This window comes from Streptomyces sp. NPDC002926 (assembly GCF_053591755.1).
The window spans coordinates 444,761-460,401 of sequence record NZ_JBSFUK010000002.1; the positions used below are offsets into that span (position 1 = coordinate 444,761).

Annotated in this window: 17 protein-coding genes and 1 pseudogene; 11 read left to right on the forward strand and 7 right to left on the reverse strand. The window is 69.9% G+C overall.

Features of this window, described 5'->3' with window-relative positions; all coding sequences use genetic code 11:
• Positions 1-390 precede the first annotated feature (390 nt).
• Entirely contained in the window at positions 391-747 is a 357-nt protein-coding gene (locus ACWDZ6_RS05320) for a YciI family protein (protein WP_389184935.1), read from the reverse strand.
• Positions 748-991: 244 nt separating this feature from the next.
• On the reverse strand, positions 992-1,456 hold the full coding sequence (locus tag ACWDZ6_RS05325) for a plastocyanin/azurin family copper-binding protein (protein WP_451501750.1): 465 nt from the start codon (positions 1,454-1,456) through the stop codon (positions 992-994).
• A 171-nt stretch (positions 1,457-1,627) separates the two neighbouring features.
• Between ACWDZ6_RS05325 and ACWDZ6_RS05330 the strand changes: the two genes are divergently transcribed.
• From ACWDZ6_RS05330 to ACWDZ6_RS05345, 4 genes are all read left to right on the forward strand, one after another.
• Positions 1,628-2,206 (forward strand): RNA polymerase sigma factor, encoded by a 579-nt coding sequence (locus tag ACWDZ6_RS05330; RefSeq protein WP_451501916.1) that lies wholly within the window; start codon positions 1,628-1,630, stop codon positions 2,204-2,206.
• A complete protein-coding gene (locus ACWDZ6_RS05335) occupies positions 2,203-2,898 on the forward strand; it encodes a hypothetical protein (protein WP_451501751.1) in 696 nt (231 codons plus the stop codon). The genes ACWDZ6_RS05330 and ACWDZ6_RS05335 overlap by 4 nt, the downstream gene beginning before the upstream one ends.
• A gap of 551 nt (positions 2,899-3,449) precedes the next feature.
• On the forward strand, positions 3,450-3,947 hold the full coding sequence (locus tag ACWDZ6_RS05340; protein ID WP_451501752.1) for a phospholipase: 498 nt from the start codon (positions 3,450-3,452) through the stop codon (positions 3,945-3,947).
• Positions 3,948-4,168: 221 nt separating this feature from the next.
• A complete protein-coding gene (locus tag ACWDZ6_RS05345; RefSeq protein ID WP_451501753.1) occupies positions 4,169-5,695 on the forward strand; it encodes an SDR family oxidoreductase in 1,527 nt (508 codons plus the stop codon).
• A 70-nt stretch (positions 5,696-5,765) separates the two neighbouring features.
• Here the strand turns inward: ACWDZ6_RS05345 and ACWDZ6_RS05350 are convergent, their stop codons facing one another.
• Positions 5,766-6,260, reverse strand: coding sequence for an SseB family protein (locus tag ACWDZ6_RS05350; RefSeq protein ID WP_451501754.1), 495 nt, complete (start codon positions 6,258-6,260; stop codon positions 5,766-5,768).
• A gap of 316 nt (positions 6,261-6,576) precedes the next feature.
• Between ACWDZ6_RS05350 and ACWDZ6_RS05355 the strand changes: the two genes are divergently transcribed.
• The gene (locus tag ACWDZ6_RS05355; RefSeq protein ID WP_451501917.1) at positions 6,577-7,002 is read left to right on the forward strand and encodes an OsmC family peroxiredoxin; all 426 of its coding nucleotides are present in this window, start codon (positions 6,577-6,579) and stop codon (positions 7,000-7,002) included.
• Positions 7,003-7,177: 175 nt separating this feature from the next.
• Here the strand turns inward: ACWDZ6_RS05355 and ACWDZ6_RS05360 are convergent, their stop codons facing one another.
• Together ACWDZ6_RS05360 and ku are read right to left on the reverse strand one after the other, a co-directional pair.
• A complete protein-coding gene (locus tag ACWDZ6_RS05360) occupies positions 7,178-8,014 on the reverse strand; it encodes an SCO2400 family protein (RefSeq protein WP_451501755.1) in 837 nt (278 codons plus the stop codon).
• 331 nt (positions 8,015-8,345) lie between these two features.
• Positions 8,346-9,278 (reverse strand): non-homologous end joining protein Ku, encoded by a 933-nt coding sequence (gene ku, locus ACWDZ6_RS05365; protein WP_389184919.1) that lies wholly within the window; start codon positions 9,276-9,278, stop codon positions 8,346-8,348.
• A gap of 118 nt (positions 9,279-9,396) precedes the next feature.
• Here ku and ACWDZ6_RS05370 point away from each other — a divergent pair, with 118 nt between their 5' ends.
• A complete protein-coding gene (locus ACWDZ6_RS05370; protein ID WP_451501756.1) occupies positions 9,397-9,690 on the forward strand; it encodes a hypothetical protein in 294 nt (97 codons plus the stop codon).
• Between the two features lie 266 nt (positions 9,691-9,956).
• On the opposite strand, the gene ACWDZ6_RS05375 is transcribed toward ACWDZ6_RS05370, so the two are convergent.
• Entirely contained in the window at positions 9,957-10,427 is a 471-nt protein-coding gene (locus ACWDZ6_RS05375; protein ID WP_451501757.1) for a lamin tail domain-containing protein, read from the reverse strand.
• 768 nt (positions 10,428-11,195) lie between these two features.
• Between ACWDZ6_RS05375 and ACWDZ6_RS05380 the strand changes: the two genes are divergently transcribed.
• The 5 genes and pseudogenes from ACWDZ6_RS05380 (at position 11,196) to ACWDZ6_RS05400 (ending at position 14,848) form a co-directional block, all read left to right on the forward strand.
• Complete coding sequence (locus ACWDZ6_RS05380) at positions 11,196-11,807, forward strand: TetR/AcrR family transcriptional regulator (protein ID WP_451501758.1); 612 nt, start codon at positions 11,196-11,198, stop codon at positions 11,805-11,807.
• Between the two features lie 42 nt (positions 11,808-11,849).
• Positions 11,850-12,521 (forward strand): enoyl-CoA hydratase-related protein, encoded by a 672-nt coding sequence (locus tag ACWDZ6_RS05385; RefSeq protein ID WP_451501759.1) that lies wholly within the window; start codon positions 11,850-11,852, stop codon positions 12,519-12,521.
• A 548-nt stretch (positions 12,522-13,069) separates the two neighbouring features.
• Positions 13,070-13,210: pseudogene (locus ACWDZ6_RS05390) on the forward strand (Trm112 family protein); the annotation flags it as partial.
• Positions 13,211-14,056: a class I SAM-dependent methyltransferase gene (locus ACWDZ6_RS05395; RefSeq protein WP_451501918.1), complete on the forward strand. Its 846-nt coding sequence runs from the start codon at positions 13,211-13,213 to the stop codon at positions 14,054-14,056.
• 213 nt (positions 14,057-14,269) lie between these two features.
• The gene (locus tag ACWDZ6_RS05400) at positions 14,270-14,848 is read left to right on the forward strand and encodes an HdeD family acid-resistance protein (RefSeq protein ID WP_389188384.1); all 579 of its coding nucleotides are present in this window, start codon (positions 14,270-14,272) and stop codon (positions 14,846-14,848) included.
• 220 nt (positions 14,849-15,068) lie between these two features.
• On the opposite strand, the gene ACWDZ6_RS05405 is transcribed toward ACWDZ6_RS05400, so the two are convergent.
• Complete coding sequence (locus tag ACWDZ6_RS05405) at positions 15,069-15,458, reverse strand: TraR/DksA family transcriptional regulator (RefSeq protein ID WP_451501760.1); 390 nt, start codon at positions 15,456-15,458, stop codon at positions 15,069-15,071.
• Between the last annotated feature and the right edge of the window lie 183 nt (positions 15,459-15,641).

The window sequence follows — 15,641 nt, forward strand, 5'->3', positions numbered from 1 at the left end:
CATTGTCGCGAAGCGAGAGACCTTGGGCGGGCGGCAGAATTACCTGCTCCGCGGCGCACTCGAATTCCTGTCCACGGGTCGCGGGTGCCCGTGTGCGGGTTCCAGCGGTGGACGGCCACCTCGACGACGCGCTCGGCAGGCCGTCGACCGCCCCGCTGCGGCTGCTGACCACCGCTCAACATGCCCGCACTGCTTTCCTCGTGGGTACGCCGACCCGCGGGCGGTCGTATCGGCCGCCGGAAGCGGCACTCCTCCCGGCCGCCGGAAGCGGCTCCCTTCCCGGCAGCCGGAGGACGGGCAACACACCGACGCCATGAGCCAGGCGCCCGGCTTGTCCGGGACACCTGGCTCGGGCCACTGCTCCGGCGCGGCTCCCTGATGCCGCCGGGATCAGCCCTCGGCGATCTCGCGGACCTCGGAGGTGACCGTCCAGTGCTCCGGGTGGATCCGCAGGAACCGCTTGGTCCACTCGATGGCCTCGGCCTTGTCCTTGGCCTGCAGGATGGCGTATCCGCCGATGACTTCCTTGCTCTCGGTGAAGGGCCCGTCGGTGTAGCGGAACGTGCCGCCGGACCAGGTGACCCTGGTGCCCTCGGAGGTCGGGGTGAGCCCGGCCGTGTCCAGCATGACCCCAGCCTTGGTGATCTCCTCGAACAGCGCGCCCATGCGCTCCGCGAACTCGGGGCCGGGGTCGTCGGCGGGGGCATTCTGCTCGTCGATACGGATCATCGTCAGGAAACGCGGCATGGTGACTCCTCGGTCGGGAGGACGGGGGCTTTCCCTGCCTCTCGCCCCTGTGTCGAACGGGAATCGGCGGGATCGACAGCTCTCCGGGAAATCTTCTGAGAATTCTCCGTCACGGCCACCGCAGCGGTCCGGTTCGCGGGCCTCGTACCGCCTGAAGCCGCGGTGGAGCCCACCTCGGGGCCGGGGCCGGTGCCTGACCCGGGCGTCCCTGTCGCGCTCAGGAGCGGGTTTCGGGCCCGCGCGCTCAGTAGCCGTTGCTGTTCTGCGGGGTCTTGTTCACAGGCGCGCTGCTTCCACCCACGGTGATCTTCGTCTTCATGCCCAGGTCCTTGTGCCCGTCCACGGGGCAGTAGATCTCGTAGGTGCCGGACTTCAAGGTCACCTTGACCGTCCCGGAGGCTCCGGGGGCGAGGGTCTTGGTGCGGTGCTCCCCGGCGGGGCCTTCGATTTCCAGGGCGTGGTCGTGGTGGCCGTTGTTCGTCGCGACGAAGGTGTAGGAGCCCGGCTTGAACGTCTTCTGCGACAGTGCGATGTGGAAGTCGGTGAGGTCGGCGTTCACCTGCGTCACTCCCGGTTCGACGCTCTTCTTCGGGGGCGTGGAAGTCGTCGAGCCGCCTCCGTTCCCACCTCCGCAGCCCGCGAGCACGCCCGCCAGCGCTCCGGCTGCCAGCCCCAGCACCACGCGGTTTCGGGTGAGTGTCCTTGTCATGGCTCAGCCCTCGGTAGAAGCTCCGTTGTGCAGTGCTTACGGATGAACCGCGCCGAGGGATTGGCCGGTTTGGCTGTGGGCGCCGTCGGCGAGCGGCGGGTGGAAAATAGGAGAGTGACTTCCCGTGGAGACGGAGCAATCCCTTCGGGGAGGCCGACCGTATTCACTGATATGCAGAGAATGGGCCTCCCTCTCGGACGCGCATCGGACGAGGCACTGCTGTCCGGACTGGCTACAGGCGATCCGGAGATCGCCGTTGCGTTCGTGCGCCGCTTTCAGCGTGTGGTTTTCGGCGTCGCCATCGCGGTTATCGGCGATTCCCAGCTCGCTGAGGACATCGCGCAGCAGACTTTCGAGCGGGCGTGGCGGCACGCCCAGATCTACGATTCCCGCCGCGGGTCCGTGAAGACCTGGCTGACGACCATCGCGCACAACCTGGCGATCGACGCGGTGCGGGCGCGCAGAAGCCGTCCTGTCGCGCCGGAAGACCTGGACGCGCTTCTCGACATCGTGACCGACACCCCCGAGCAGCATGCGATCGCCGATGAGACGTCGGTCCGGATACGGACCGCGGTGGCGGATCTGCCACGGGACCAGGCCCGCGCCCTGGTGATGGCGGGAATCTATGGGATGACCGGCCAGCAGATTGCCGAATTCGAGCGGATTCCGCTGGGCACGGCGAAGAGCCGGATCAGGTCTGCGATGGGCAAGCTGCGGGCGGCCCTGGAGGCCGAGGAGCGTCAGCCATGAGCTACCTGACCTGCGATCGGCTGAAGGAGCTCGCCGCCGAGCTGGCGCTGGGCGTTCTCCCGGCCCAGGACCGCGCCCAGGCGGTCGCCCACCTGGACCGTTGTCCCGGCTGCCGGGAACACGTCGAGCAGCTGACCCTGGTGGGAGACGGCCTGCTCGGTCTCCTTCCGGGCTCCGAGCCGCCGGTCGGCTTCGAGACCCGCGTCGCGAGCCGGCTGAGCCCGTCCTGGCCGGCTCCGCGTCGGCGCCTGCGATTGCGTCCGCGCATCGCGGCGGCCGCCGGCGCCCTGGCGATCGCCTTCGGCTCCGGTTTCGGCGGCTGGGCCGTCGGTACGGCCGTCGACCACGCTCCCGCCATCTCCGCGAAAGCGGCCCAGGAGAACCACGCTCTCCTGCGGGCGCCCCTTGTCGCCGGCGGCCACCACGAAGTGGGCCGGATATTCGCCTATCCGGGTTCGCCGGGCTGGGTGTACATGTCCGTCGACCTCGAGGGGTCCGATCGAACGGTCCACTGCCGGCTCGTACGCTCCGACGGCACCATGGTTCCCATCGGCTCGTTCTCCCTCAAGGGCGGCTACGGCTACTGGGGCGCCCCGGTCGCCGTGGACCCCGCGACGGCGTCCGGCGCCCGGCTGCTGGCCTCCGACGGTTCCGTCCTCGCCACCGCACACTTCCCGCCGCAGAACCGCTAGGTCACGGGGAACGACGCCACTCGGGCCCGGTCCCGGCCGTTCCTGCGCCGGAGCCGAGACGGGCTCAGCCGTTCCGAAGCGGTCCAGCACCTGATGGGAAAGCTCCACCTCACGCGCGGTGTACGCACCGACGGCTGCCGAGTGTGTGAGCAACTCGGCCATACCGTAGGGCGCTTCGCCACGAGGCCCACGACTGCCACCCGGAGCCCGGCACCCCACGCGCGGGGCCGCGCACCGAGGTGAACCGCGTCATCGATTACCCGGAGCAGCCCCACCACGGCCGCAGTTGACGCCACCGTCCGCGCTTGCCATGCGTGGGAGCTGAACAGCGTTACCAGGGAGCCTGTCTGACGGTCAGTCAGCGTTGTTCGTGGCGCCCTCGGGGGCCGCTTTACCGGCGTGCCCTTCCGGCGTGAACGAGGGCCGAATGTTTGAAGAATCCACTTATGCGTGTCCTTTTTGGGCTATGCATGACAGGGACATGACGTCACGCTTGAGCCGCCTCGTGAGAGCCCACGGGGTGCACGGCCCCCCACCCACGGAGGTCACGCATGCGTCGTCGTTTCGTCTTACCCGTCGGTGCCGCCGTTCTGACGGTGCCCATCGCCCTGATCCCGGCCGCGTCCGCCTCGGCAGCCCCCGCGGACAAGCCCCAGGTCCTCAGCTCCTGGACCCAGACGAGCGCCTCGAGCTACAACGCCTGGAACGCCGCCCGCCGGAACCAGGGCGCCTGGGCCGCATACGGCTTCGACTGGTCGACGGACTACTGCAGCTCCTCACCCGACAACCCGTTCGGCTTCCCCTTCCAAACGGCCTGCGCCCGCCACGACTTCGGCTACCGCAACTACAAGGCGGCCGGCACCTTCTCCGCCAACAAGGCCCGTGTCGACTCCGCGTTCTACGAGGACCTCAAGCGCGTCTGCGCCAACTACTCGGGCGCCACCCGCTCGGCGTGCAACAGCACTGCCTGGACGTACTACCACGCGGTCGACATCTTCGGTTATTCGGCGGCCGAGGCAGGCGCCGACAAGCTGGAGCAGGCCGCCTGATGGGCCCCTTCTCCCGAGCCTGACAACTGATGCCGCGTCACCGGGTCCGGGCGCCGGTGCGCCCGGACCCGGTGTGCCGGTGGCCGGACCCGGCTCGCACCGATCAGCCGGTGACCACCGTCGCCACCCCGACCGTGCTCACCGCACGGACGCCCCATGAGCGGGATCCGTCGACAGGGGCGAGAGTGGCAATGGCGTACTCCCGCGGATCGGAGGCTTCCATGAGCGGCCGGGACACGCAGAGCCCGCACTGTCTGGTGACAGGCGCCACGGGGTACATCGGAGGCCGGCTGGTGCCCGAACTGCTGGACGCCGGATACCGCGTACGGTGCATGGCCCGGTCTCCCGACAAGCTGCGCGACCACCCCTGGGCAGGACGGGCCGAGGTGGTACGCGGGGATGTGAGCGATCCGGATTCGGTCGGTGACGCTCTGCGCGGTATCGATGTCGCCTACTACCTCGTGCACGCCCTGCGGGCCGGGGACGACTTCGAGGAAGCCGACCGGAAGGCCGCCCGGCTGTTCGCCGAGCGGGCCCGGGCCGCGGGCGTACGCCGCATCGTCTACCTGGGCGGGCTGACCCCCGCCGATGTGCCGGAACGCGACCTGTCACCCCATCTGCGGTCCCGCGCCGAGGTCGGTGAGACCTTCCTCCGCGCGGCTGTGCCGACGACCGTGCTCCGCGCCGCGGTCATCATCGGATCGGGTTCGGCGTCCTTCGAGATGCTGCGCTACCTCACCGAACGGCTACCTGCCATGGTCACCCCGAGATGGGTCGGTACCCGCATCCAGCCGATCGCCGTCCGGGACGTGCTGCGCTATCTGGTGGGCAGTGCGGCGATGCCCGACGAGGTGAACCGCGCGTTCGACATCGGCGGGCCCGACGTCGTGACCTACGAGCAGATGATGCGGCGGTACGCGGTGGTTGCCCGCCTGCCCCACCGTCTCATCCTGCGCGTACCGATGCTCACACCCCGTCTCTCCGGCCTGTGGATCGGCCTGATCACTCCCGTTCCCGCCTCCCTCGCCCGGCCGCTGGCCGAGTCGCTGCGCCACGAGGTCGTCTGCCGCGAGCACGAGATCGCCGAGTACGTACCGGACCCGCCCGGTGCACCGATCGGCTTCGACCAGGCCCTGACCCTGGCCCTTCAGCGCGTACGCGACGCTCAGGTCACCACCCGCTGGTCCTCCGCCTCGCTGCCCGGCGCCCCGAGCGATCCCCTGCCCTCGGACCCGGACTGGGCCGGGGGCAGCCTCTACACCGACCGGCGCGTACTCGCCGTCGACGCCTCACCGAAGGCACTGTGGCAGGTCATCGAGGGGATCGGCGGTGACAACGGCTGGTACTCCTTCCCGCTCGCCTGGGCGGTACGGGGCTGGCTCGACCGGCTGGTCGGAGGCGCCGGACTCCGCCGCGGCCGCCGGGACGCCGCGCGGCTGCGGGTGGGCGACTCGCTGGACTTCTGGCGCGTGGAGGAGATCGAACAGGGCCGGCTGCTGCGGCTGCGTGCCGAGATGCGCCTGCCGGGGCTCGCCTGGCTGGAGATGCGCTCCGACCGGGACGAGCGGGGCCGGACCCGCTATCGGCAGCGGGCGCTGTTCCACCCGCACGGTCTGCTCGGGCATGTCTACTGGTGGAGCGTGTCGCCGTTCCATGCGGTCGTGTTCGGCGGCATGGCCCGCAACATCGTGAAGGCCGCACTCCGGGCGGACGCCGCCCATGACGGCCAGGGCGCGAATCCGGGCTGACGCCGTCCGTCAAGACCCGGAGGGATTCGGCAGCTTGGCGGAGACGGGGTGCACGGCGGACGGGGGCAGGTCATCCGGCCGGGGTCCCGCCGGGCTCTCCGGCGCCACCTCCCTCCGCACCGGCCTCGTCCGACCGGGCGGCCCCCTCAGTGCCCCGGCTGACGACGGGCAGCGCCCGCACCAGGTCGGGGGGAAGAGCGAGGCCCTTCTCGGTGGACGGGTCGACCGCCAGCCACAGGTCGTCCGCCGGCCAATTCGCGGCCAGCTCGACGACGGGGATGCGGAGCGCGGTACCGGGGTCCACCCCGGCCGCGAGCAGCGCGTCCTCGGTCGTGAAGACCGGGATGTATCGAGTGCCGTCCTGTTCGATCACCGGCAGGGCGATGGAACCCTCGGGACGCTCGTCCTCGCCCTCGGCAGGCGGTGCCTGTGGCAGCAGGGCCACGCTGTTCGCCAGATCGACCAGGGCGGCACGGGTGTCCGCGGCCTCCGCCGCGGACTGGGCTCCGTCGGTGGACGGTGCCTCGGTCGGGGGCGCGTGTTCGTCGGGGCTCGAGGTGCCCATGACGTGTCCTCTCGTCGGCGTTGCTACTGGCCACCCGCTCGAACGGGTGGGCACGCGTTGCCGCAGTCGCCGCCGGATGCCGCCCAGCGGCACGGGGCCGGGGCAAGCGTGGCAATCCCATCAAGGCTATGCCGCCCGGCGTTCTGTGCCACCTTCTCGATCACGGCATGGGTGGTGATCGAGGCCGGTCCTCTTGTACGCCCCTCGCGGGCGGACGGACCGGCGAGTCGTGCGGTACGGCGCGTCGGAGCCGGGTCCGGCCCGTCGTAGGGCGACGATCGTCGAGATGTCATCCGTACAGCAGGAGGGATTCGTCGTGGCCACCACGCGCAACGCTCACACCGAGTGGGAAGGCGACCTGCTCAAGGGCTTGGGAGAGGTCACACTCGACTCCTCGGGAGTCGGCCACTTCCCGGTGACCTGGGCTTCTCGCGCCGAGGAACCCCAAGGGAAGACCAGCCCCGAGGAACTGATCGCCGCCGCCCACTCCAGCTGCTTCTCCATGGCTCTGTCGAACACCCTCACCAAGGCCGGAACACCACCGACGCAGCTCACGACCAAGGCCGCGGTCACCTTCGAGCCGGGCACCGGCATCACCGGAATCCACCTCACGGTGCAGGGCCAGGTGCCGGGTGTCGACGAGGCCGCCTTCAAGGCGGCGGCCGAGGACGCGAAGGTCAACTGCCCGGTGAGCAAAGCCCTCACGGGCACGACGATCACGCTTACCGCCGACCTGTCCTGACACCGCGGGCGCGTGGCGCCGTCGGCCGCCGGTCCGGGCGGCGGCGACATCGCCGAGGGCATTGAACGCGCCCGTGTCGGTCAGCCGCGGTCGCCGTGGCTGCTGCACGGTGCGGTACAGGTTGCCCGGGCCGCACGAAACGTCGAAGTGACCGTCCCTGACTCCGGCGCGGGGATCAGCCGACGCACACCACGACCAGGCACAGCTGCGTCGGCGACGTCGGATCCCCCGCCGACGTTGTCGGCAGAACGTTCACATTCGATGTGCTCGCACTGGGGCGTTCGGTGGAAGCGGCAGCGGGCGGGGTGGTCGCGGCGGGTGGGGCCGGGGCGTCGGCGCTGCCGACGTGCGTCCCCGTGGCCGGCTCGGGTGCGGTGTGCAGCCTTGTGCTCGGGGCGGCGGTGGGCCGGGACGTGGCAGCGGTCTTCGGCTGTCCGCCCGTCGTCGCGGTGGGAGGCAGGGCGACGGTGGCGCTCCGCTGTCGGCCGGTTGCCGGTGGGCGGGTGCTGGAATGCCGGGGAGCCACGGTGTCGGGCTGCTCCGATACCGAGTCGGTCGCCGAGTCCGTGGCCCGCGTCCCGGGCATGGCCGTGGTCACCGGCTCCGGGGGTGAGGCTGCCTGGCTGGTGGAAGACTTGGTGGTCGGCAGCGCGGCAACCGTCAGACCGCCGCCGACAAGGGCAACGGCCGTCGCGGCCACGGCCCGACGGCGGTTCTTCTTCCAACGTGCCAGCTGGCGGCGCCGAGCGGCCCGGCCCGTGCCCGCCGCATCCGTCGTCGCGCTCTCGGATGCTGAGCTGCCGACCGGTGCGGCATCGGAGTGATGGGTGCCGGCGTAGGACCCAGGAGCGGGGACCTCCTCGCGCCATGCCTGTCTCGCCGGTGGGGTGGAGGCGACCGTGCTGTGTAGGCGATGGGCCGGCGGCGGGGCTATGTCGGGAGCGTATGCGCCGCACCCTGGACACACGAGCGCCCCATTGAGATTCCGGCGGCACGAGGAGCAGTAGTCCATCTGCGATCTTTCTGTGCTGACTGCGCCGCCAGGGACGCCGGCGACCTGCTTCGAGTTCGCACGCGGGATCGAGTGGGCTGTAACGCTACTGGCACCGGCCGAAGGTGATGCGCAGCCCTTGTGACGCTGCTGCAAAGATCTGTCGGCGGCGGCACCGCGCACTCACGGACATGTCGCCATGAATGCGGGGATGCGAGCCCGGACTCCGCGGCGCGCCCTTCGTGCGGTGCTCCGGCGGGATCACCGCAAGGCTCGTGCGCCGCGTGCCCTAGCCCCGCGGGCGCGAAGGGCGCACAGCGTCCGGTGTGCAGCCCGCGCAGTCCATGGGCCTCTAGGCGCTCTTCGGTTTCCTGCCGGTGGCCTTCTTGGCGGGCGCCTTCTTGGACGCGGTCTTCTTGGCGGCCGCCGTGCTCTTCTTGGCCGCTGTCTTCTTCGCGGCGCCCTTCTTGGGCATGTCGTGGACGGTGGCGTGTTCGCCGCTCTCGCCGCGGGATTCCTTTGCTGCCGCGACGGAGGCGTTCAGGGCGGACATCAGGTCGACGACCTGACCCGCGGGCTCCTGCCCGCTCTCCGCCTGGGGCGGGGTCCTGCCCGCGGCCTTGGCGACGATGACTTCTTCGAGGGCTTCGCGGTAGTGGTCCGTGTAGCCGGAGATGTCGTCGGCAGCCATGGATTCCATGAGCTGGATCGCGGCGTCGATCTCGGAGTCGTCCAGGTCGACCGGCTTGGGTGTGAGCTCGGCCGGGTCGCGGATCTCGTCGGGCCACCTCATGGAGTGCAGGACGATCGCGTTCTCCTTGATGCGCAGGAGTCCGAGGCGCTCCCGGTTGTGCCATGCGAACTTGGCGACGGCGACCTTCGCGCTGCGCTCCAGGGCCTTGCGCAGCAGCACGTAGGGCTTGGCGGCGACGGCCCCGTCGGCAGCGAGGTAGTAGGAGTCGCCGATGCGCACCGGGTCGATGCTGTCGGCGGGCACGAACGCGACGATCTCGATGGCCTTCGCGGTGGGCAGCGGGATGCTGTCGAGGTCTTCATCGGTGACCTGGACGATGGTGTCCTTGGAGACCTCGTAGCCCTTGCCGATCTCGTCGCTCCGCAGTTGCTTGCCGTCGATCTCGCACACCTTGCGGGTGCGGATCCGGCCCTCGTCCTCCAGGTGGTACTGGTGAAAGCTGATCGAGCGGTTCTCGGTGGCCGGCAGCACCTTGACAGGGATTGTGACCAGGCCGAACGAGATCGCACCACTCCACACGGGCCTCGGCATGAGGCACCTCCTCCACCGCCGGAGTGCCAGCCTAGAACGCCCCAAAAGCTTCAGCATGTCCAAGGGGGCCGCCCGTCCCGGCTGCGCGCCAAATCGAACACATGATTGAATTATGGGCATGGCCCACACCTCTTTCCCGTCCGACCTGGTGCAGGCACAGCGCGACTGGAACCGCACCTACGCGGAGCTTGCCGAAGGCCAGGGCCCCTATACGGAGCTGCGCCGCCGACTGCTGCGGTTGTCCTCCGCGCTCTTCTGGCACCCGTTCTGGGACACCGAGCGGGGCGGACCGCCGGCGGCCCGGGTGGAGCTGCGCCGCCAGGTGCGCTCACAGGAGGAGGGGGAGAGTCATGGTCGATCACCTCGCCGAGCGGTAGCCGGGCACTCCCGCGGTGCGTCAGCGACGGGATAGCCGAGTACGGGAGGGGCGCGGGGAGGAGCCCACCATCCGCGGGACAGGTCGGAGCGCCGGCCTGTCGAGCACCTCCCGGTGGGGTGCCGGCTCCGCCCGAATGGAACAGGCGGGAGTGTCATCACCCGGACCGGCCGAGGCCGGCGCTCCCGCCACCTCGGCTGGACGTCGTGTGTGCCCCGGGCAGGTCAGGCTGCCCGGGGCGCACGGTTCATGAGGGGGTGGGTCGTCCGGTGCCGGCGGGCGGACGGCCCTGGGCGGCTGGGTCAGTGGTGGTGGCCGCGGCCCCAGGACTCGGTGTCGATGACGCGGCCGCGGGCGTCGCGCAGGGTCGCGGTGTCGGAGCGGTTGCCCCACACGTAGTCGCGGCGGCCCTGGTAGAGGTCGGTGCGGGTGTCGCGGCCGAAGCCGGTGTGGATGCGGACGGTGGCGCGGCCGGCGAGGCGGACGTCGTCGAAGCGGTAGCGGTTGCCGTCCGAGTCGCGCAGGGTCCAGCCGTCCAGGTCCACGCCGCGGCGGCTGTTGTTGGTGATCTCGACCCACTCGGCGTTGAGGGAGCGGTTGGTGCCGTTGTCGTGTCCGGGGCTGTCGGCCTGTACGTCGCTGATCTCGACCCGGGACTGCTGCTGGTGGTGGTCGCGGTCGTGGGCCGCGGCGGGCAGGGCGACGGCGGAGAGGACGGCGCCGGCCGCGAGGGCGGTGGCGGCGATACGGCGGGCGGTGCGGGAAGCGGACATGGGTGACGTCTCCTCAAGAACGGTGCGCCACCTGCCGATAAGAGCTGGTGGTGCGGTGGGTTCCCGGTCCGTGCTGGGCCGAGGACCCACACTCTGGGGCGCTGCCGGGGCCGGCGGCAGCCCAATCGGTGTGCGTTACCGTTTACGGACATTTCCGTAACAGGCGTCTGTATCGGTCACGCATGTGCGGCGAGCGTGGCCCTGACATTCACTGACTGCTACACCGATCCGTTCAATGATCAACAGCAAGCCCTTGCGTGCTCCGGCGCACCACCGGTCGCGCCGCCCGGCGCATCATCCGGACGGCGGACAGGGTTTCGGTAACGGCCTTTCTGCACGTTTCTTCGCACACACGGTGCAGTGCCGTACAGGTGGGCGAGCGAAGAAGGGGCCCCGCCCGGAGCGGGGACGCACGGCGGGACCCGCACCGGCCCGCCGCCCGCCGCCGCGGCCGTCAACCTCCGCACACAACAGGCGGACGCCGCGTTCACCCGTCCAGGTGGTACGCCCCGCGGAACTCCGCGCGATCGATGACGGCGCCCCGGGCACGGAACCCGACACCCGGGGCCGAGAGGTCGACCGTGCCTTCGGTGGGCACCCGGTGCGCCCGACCTCTTGCATGTTCTATGCCATGCCCCATAAGTTACCGACCGGTAGTCCAGGTCTGAACGCTCGGCTCGCCGACATGAGGAGGCACACCGGCATGGTCGACGGCTCAATCGCCGCCGGCGCGGCCATACGCCCGGCAGCCTCCGAGGCGGCGGGCGCATGAGCCCGCGGAAGAGCGACAGTCGTGAGCGGATGGTTGTCAGTGCCGCCGAGCTGCTGCGCCACAACGGGGCCGGTGCCACAAGCATCGACCGCGTGCTCGCGCACAGCGGTGCCCCCCGTGGCTCGGTCTACCACCACTTTCCTGGCGGGCGGTCGCAGCTGATCGACGAGGCGGTGGCGCTCGCCGGTGACTTCATCGCCGGTCTGATCGAGACCGCCGCTCAGGCCGATGACCCCCTGAAGGCGACCGACGCCTTCTTCGCGCTGTGGCGCGACTTGCTCGTCGACAGCGACTTCCGGGCCGGCTGCCCCATCGTGGCGGTGGCCGTGGAGACCAACGACGACGCCCCGCAGCTCGCCCGCTCCGCAGCCGCCGTCTTCGCCCGCTGGAAGGGGGCACTGGCTGCCCTGTTCATCCGGCACGGCCTGCCGGAGGAGCGGAGCATGAGGCTGGCCGCCTTCATCATCGCCGCGGTCGAAGGCGCGGTGATCATGTGCCGGGCCGAGCGGAGCGCCGCTCCGCTGGAAGCGGCCGCCGGCGAAATCCACGACCTGCTGGTCCACGCCCTGCGCGACCGGCCCGATACCGGTCACGAGCCACGGCCTTGACCTGTCACCACCCCGAACCCCGCCCAGCTTGAGGGAGTCACCGTGCCGATACTCGACCGCCAGGACAATGTCTTCATCCTCGACCTCGGGGACGACGAGAACCGCTTCCACCCCGACTGGATCGCCTCCGTCAACGCAGCCCTGGACGAGGTGGAGAAGGCGGAGGGGCCCCGCGCCCTGGTGACCGCCGCGACGGGGAAGTTCTTCTCCAACGGCCTTGACCTCGACTGGCTGTTCGCCCACGCCGACCAGCACCAGGACTACGTCATCTCCGTCCACGAGCTCCTGGCACGGATGCTGTCCCTGCCGGTGGTCACCGTGGCCGCCCTGCAGGGCCACACCTTCGCCGCGGGCGCCATGCTCTCCCTGGCCCACGACTTCCGGGTGATGCGCGCCGACCGCGGCTACTGGTGCCTGCCCGAAGCAGACATCAACATCCCCTTCACCCCGGGCATGTCCGCCCTGATCCAGGGCCGGCTGACCCCGCAGACAGCACACGAGGCCATGACCACCGCCCGCCGCTTCGGCGGCAACGACGCCCTGGCCGCCGCCGTCGTCGACCGTGCGGTGGAGGAGGACGCCGTGCGCCGGACCGCGGTGGAGATCGCCCGCGCCCAGGTGGGCAAGGCCGGCCCCACCCTCGGCACCATCAAGGCCCGCATGTACGCGCCCGCTCTGGACGTCCTGCGCGACAGGACCAACCCCCTCGGCTGACGCCGATGGTGTGCCCGGCCGACGGGCCTGTGCCGTGGACCTGCTCCATCGCGGCCGGCCGAGCCCCGCCCGCTCCGGTGCTCGGCAGGTGTCGCGTACCGGAGCGGGCCCCAACCAGTAGGCGCAGGGCTGCCGACGAGGAGGAAGTGACCGGCGAGGGCTGGGCCGACGCCCATCCGATCGGCGGTCACGTCACCGGCGACTTCGCGCACCCGAGTTGCCCGGCCCGCACCCGTTCCGTCGGAACAGGGGATCGACTTCGTCCGGCAGACGGGCGATGCCGACCCCAAGGACGGGCCCGTGTTCGTGCGGCACGACGCGGGTGACCGGGAGCGTTTCGACTTCGGCTCCGGTGAGTTCGTCCATGCGCATGCCGATGGACGCGCAATTCGGATTTCCAATGAGCGGCACTGCCGCCCACTTCTTCCTGAGTTGCGACCTGCCTTGGCCAAGTCCCACATGCCTGACTCGGCGCGCAATAGGCTGCCAAGAACACGACACGCTGATCCTCGCCCGCTAAAAGCGAACGATCGGTTAGCGTGTCCTGCATGCACAGGAGATTGGCTGACGGCCTCGCGGAGAAGAACCGAGACTGTTGCTGGTTCGAGACGCTTCGTTGTCCGAACTGCCGTGCGCGGCTTCACGGAAAGAGCACGCTGACCTGCGAAAGGTGCAGACGGAGCTATCCGGTGCGTGACGGGATCCCGCGGTTCGTTCCCGAGGACAATTACGGGAATTCGTTCGGGTATCAATGGAATTTGCATCGGCTTACCCAGCTCGACTCGTATGTGGGGCTCCCCGTATCCAGGGACCGCCTGCTCCGTGAGAGCGGCTGGACCGCCGATGAGCTTCGGGGCCGCGAGGTTCTCGAGTGCGGAAGCGGCGCCGGACGCTTCACCGAGGTCCTCTGCCAGACCGGCGCTGCCGTAACCTCCTTCGACATCTCCAGCGCGGTGGACGCCAACGCCGCATCCAACGGCCGATTCGCCAACCTGAGGCTCCTTCAGGCCAGCATTTACGACCTGCCCCTGGTGGATGAGTCGTTCGACCACCTTGTCTGCCTCGGGGTCATCCAGCACACGCCTGACGTGGAGCGGACCTTCAAGACGATCTTTCGCTACCTGCGGCCCGGTGGGAAATTCTGCATCGACGTGTACGCGGCGATCGTCGCCTATCCGCATCTCCGGCAACTCCTGCGGCCCGTCACCAAGCGCATTCCTCCCAACAAGCTCTATAGCGTTGTCCAATCCATCACGCCGCGATTGCTGCCGGTTTCCATGCTCCTCGGCTCAGTCCCACGGGTGGGCAACTATCTGACCCGGCTGGTCCCGGTCGCCAATCACCGCCACATCGGGCTGACCGACAAGGAAACCTTGCGGACCTGGTCGGTACTGGACACCTTCGACTGGCTCTCGCCTCAATTCGAGCGACCCCAGCCGCGGCACCGGCTCGAGCGCTGGTGCAGGGACCTCGGCCTGAGCGAATTCACGGTCGAGCGCATTCGCGGGCTGTATGTCGTCCGCGGAACCAAATAGCACGCCGGGCAGGGCATCGGCCCACCTGGGATTTACCGGTCTCCGCAATGACCGGCGGCTGCCCGCGGGACTACCGGCCGACCGGTAGCGGCGGGTCCGGTCGGTACCGGACGGTCGCACTCGACCAGCGGCTCCTGCCGTGCGGGGGTGTCCGAAGCGACAGAAGATGGTTGCGTCTCACGTCTCCATGCCTGTCCGCGAAAGGCGGGTGCCATGACCGACCCCTTCGGCGAAGCGTCAGGAGGCGCCCTCGGCGCCCTCGCCAAGGCTGCCTGGCAGGTCCTTCTCACCGCCGGAATTGCCGCGATCGCTCTGGGCGTCTGCGTACTCGTCTGGCCGGGCGCGACGCTGACGGTGGTCGGCGTCCTGTTCGGTATCTACCTGCTGGCCAACGGCGTCTTCCAGTTGGCGGGCGCCTTCGGCTCGCACGTGCCCGGCGGCATGAGAGTGCTGCATTTCGTCACCGGAGCGCTGAGCGTGCTGCTCGGGCTGATCTGCTTCCGCGGAGCGACGCAGTCGTTGTTTCTGCTGGCCCTGTGGATCGGATTCGGCTGGCTGCTGCGCGGGATCATGCTGGTGGCCGTGGCGGCTTCCACCGAAGGGCTGCCCGCCAGAGGATGGCAGCTGTTCTTCGGCGCCATCACCATCTTGGCGGGCATCGTGCTGATCGTCTCCCCGTTCGGCTCGCTCGCCGCTCTCACCCTGGTCGCCGGCCTGTGGCTGATCATCCTCGGCGTGGTCGAGGTGGTCCACGCCTTCCGCGTGAGATCCCTGGCGGACCAGACCGCCTGACGTGTGCGGCGTCAGCAGAGCCGGTACCGATCGGGTGCATGACCTTGCATCCGCTGCGTATCAGCTGCGCGAACCGGCTCGCGCCCGTCCGGTGCCTGAGTCGGAAGGCTGCGGCACGCCGCGCACTACTCGAAGGCGGGGCACCTACGCCCACGCGCACCGCTACCTGCCGTCGGCTGAGTTCGTCCGAGCGGTTCTCGACGCAGTTCGCTGACAGAGGTCAGCGGGGGCGGGCCTCGGCGCAGCGCACGCAGGTGCTCGCCGCCGGGCGCACCTCCAGGCGTTCCGCCGGGATCCACTCGCCGCACCCCTCGCACCGCCCGTATGCGCCTCGCTCCAGCCGTTCCAGCGCTCGATCCAGATCTGCCAGGTGGCCGCGTGCCTGTGCCAGCAATGAGGCGACATGGGCCCGCTCGAAGGCGGTGCTCGACCCCTCCGGGTCGTGCTCGTCGTCGACCGCCACCAGGGCATTCGCCTCGACGATCCCGTCGAAGTCGCGGCTCAACGCCGCGATCTGCGCGTTCGTGCCGGCACGTTCGGCCGCCAGCCGCTCGCGGACGGACTCCCGATCGAGCGGGTGGAACACGGCGTCAGAGGACGAATCGCTCACCAACACGACAACCTCAGCACTCGGGTTCGCATTCCGCGCAACCCGCGCCCTGGGTACGGAAAACGCTGTCCACGGGCCTCGGCATCATCCGCACCGCTGAGCGGGACCGCCCCCGGGGCCTGGCCCGGCTGCTGATGCCACTGGCGATCACCATGGCGTGGACCTGGTTTCCGGAACGCCGCC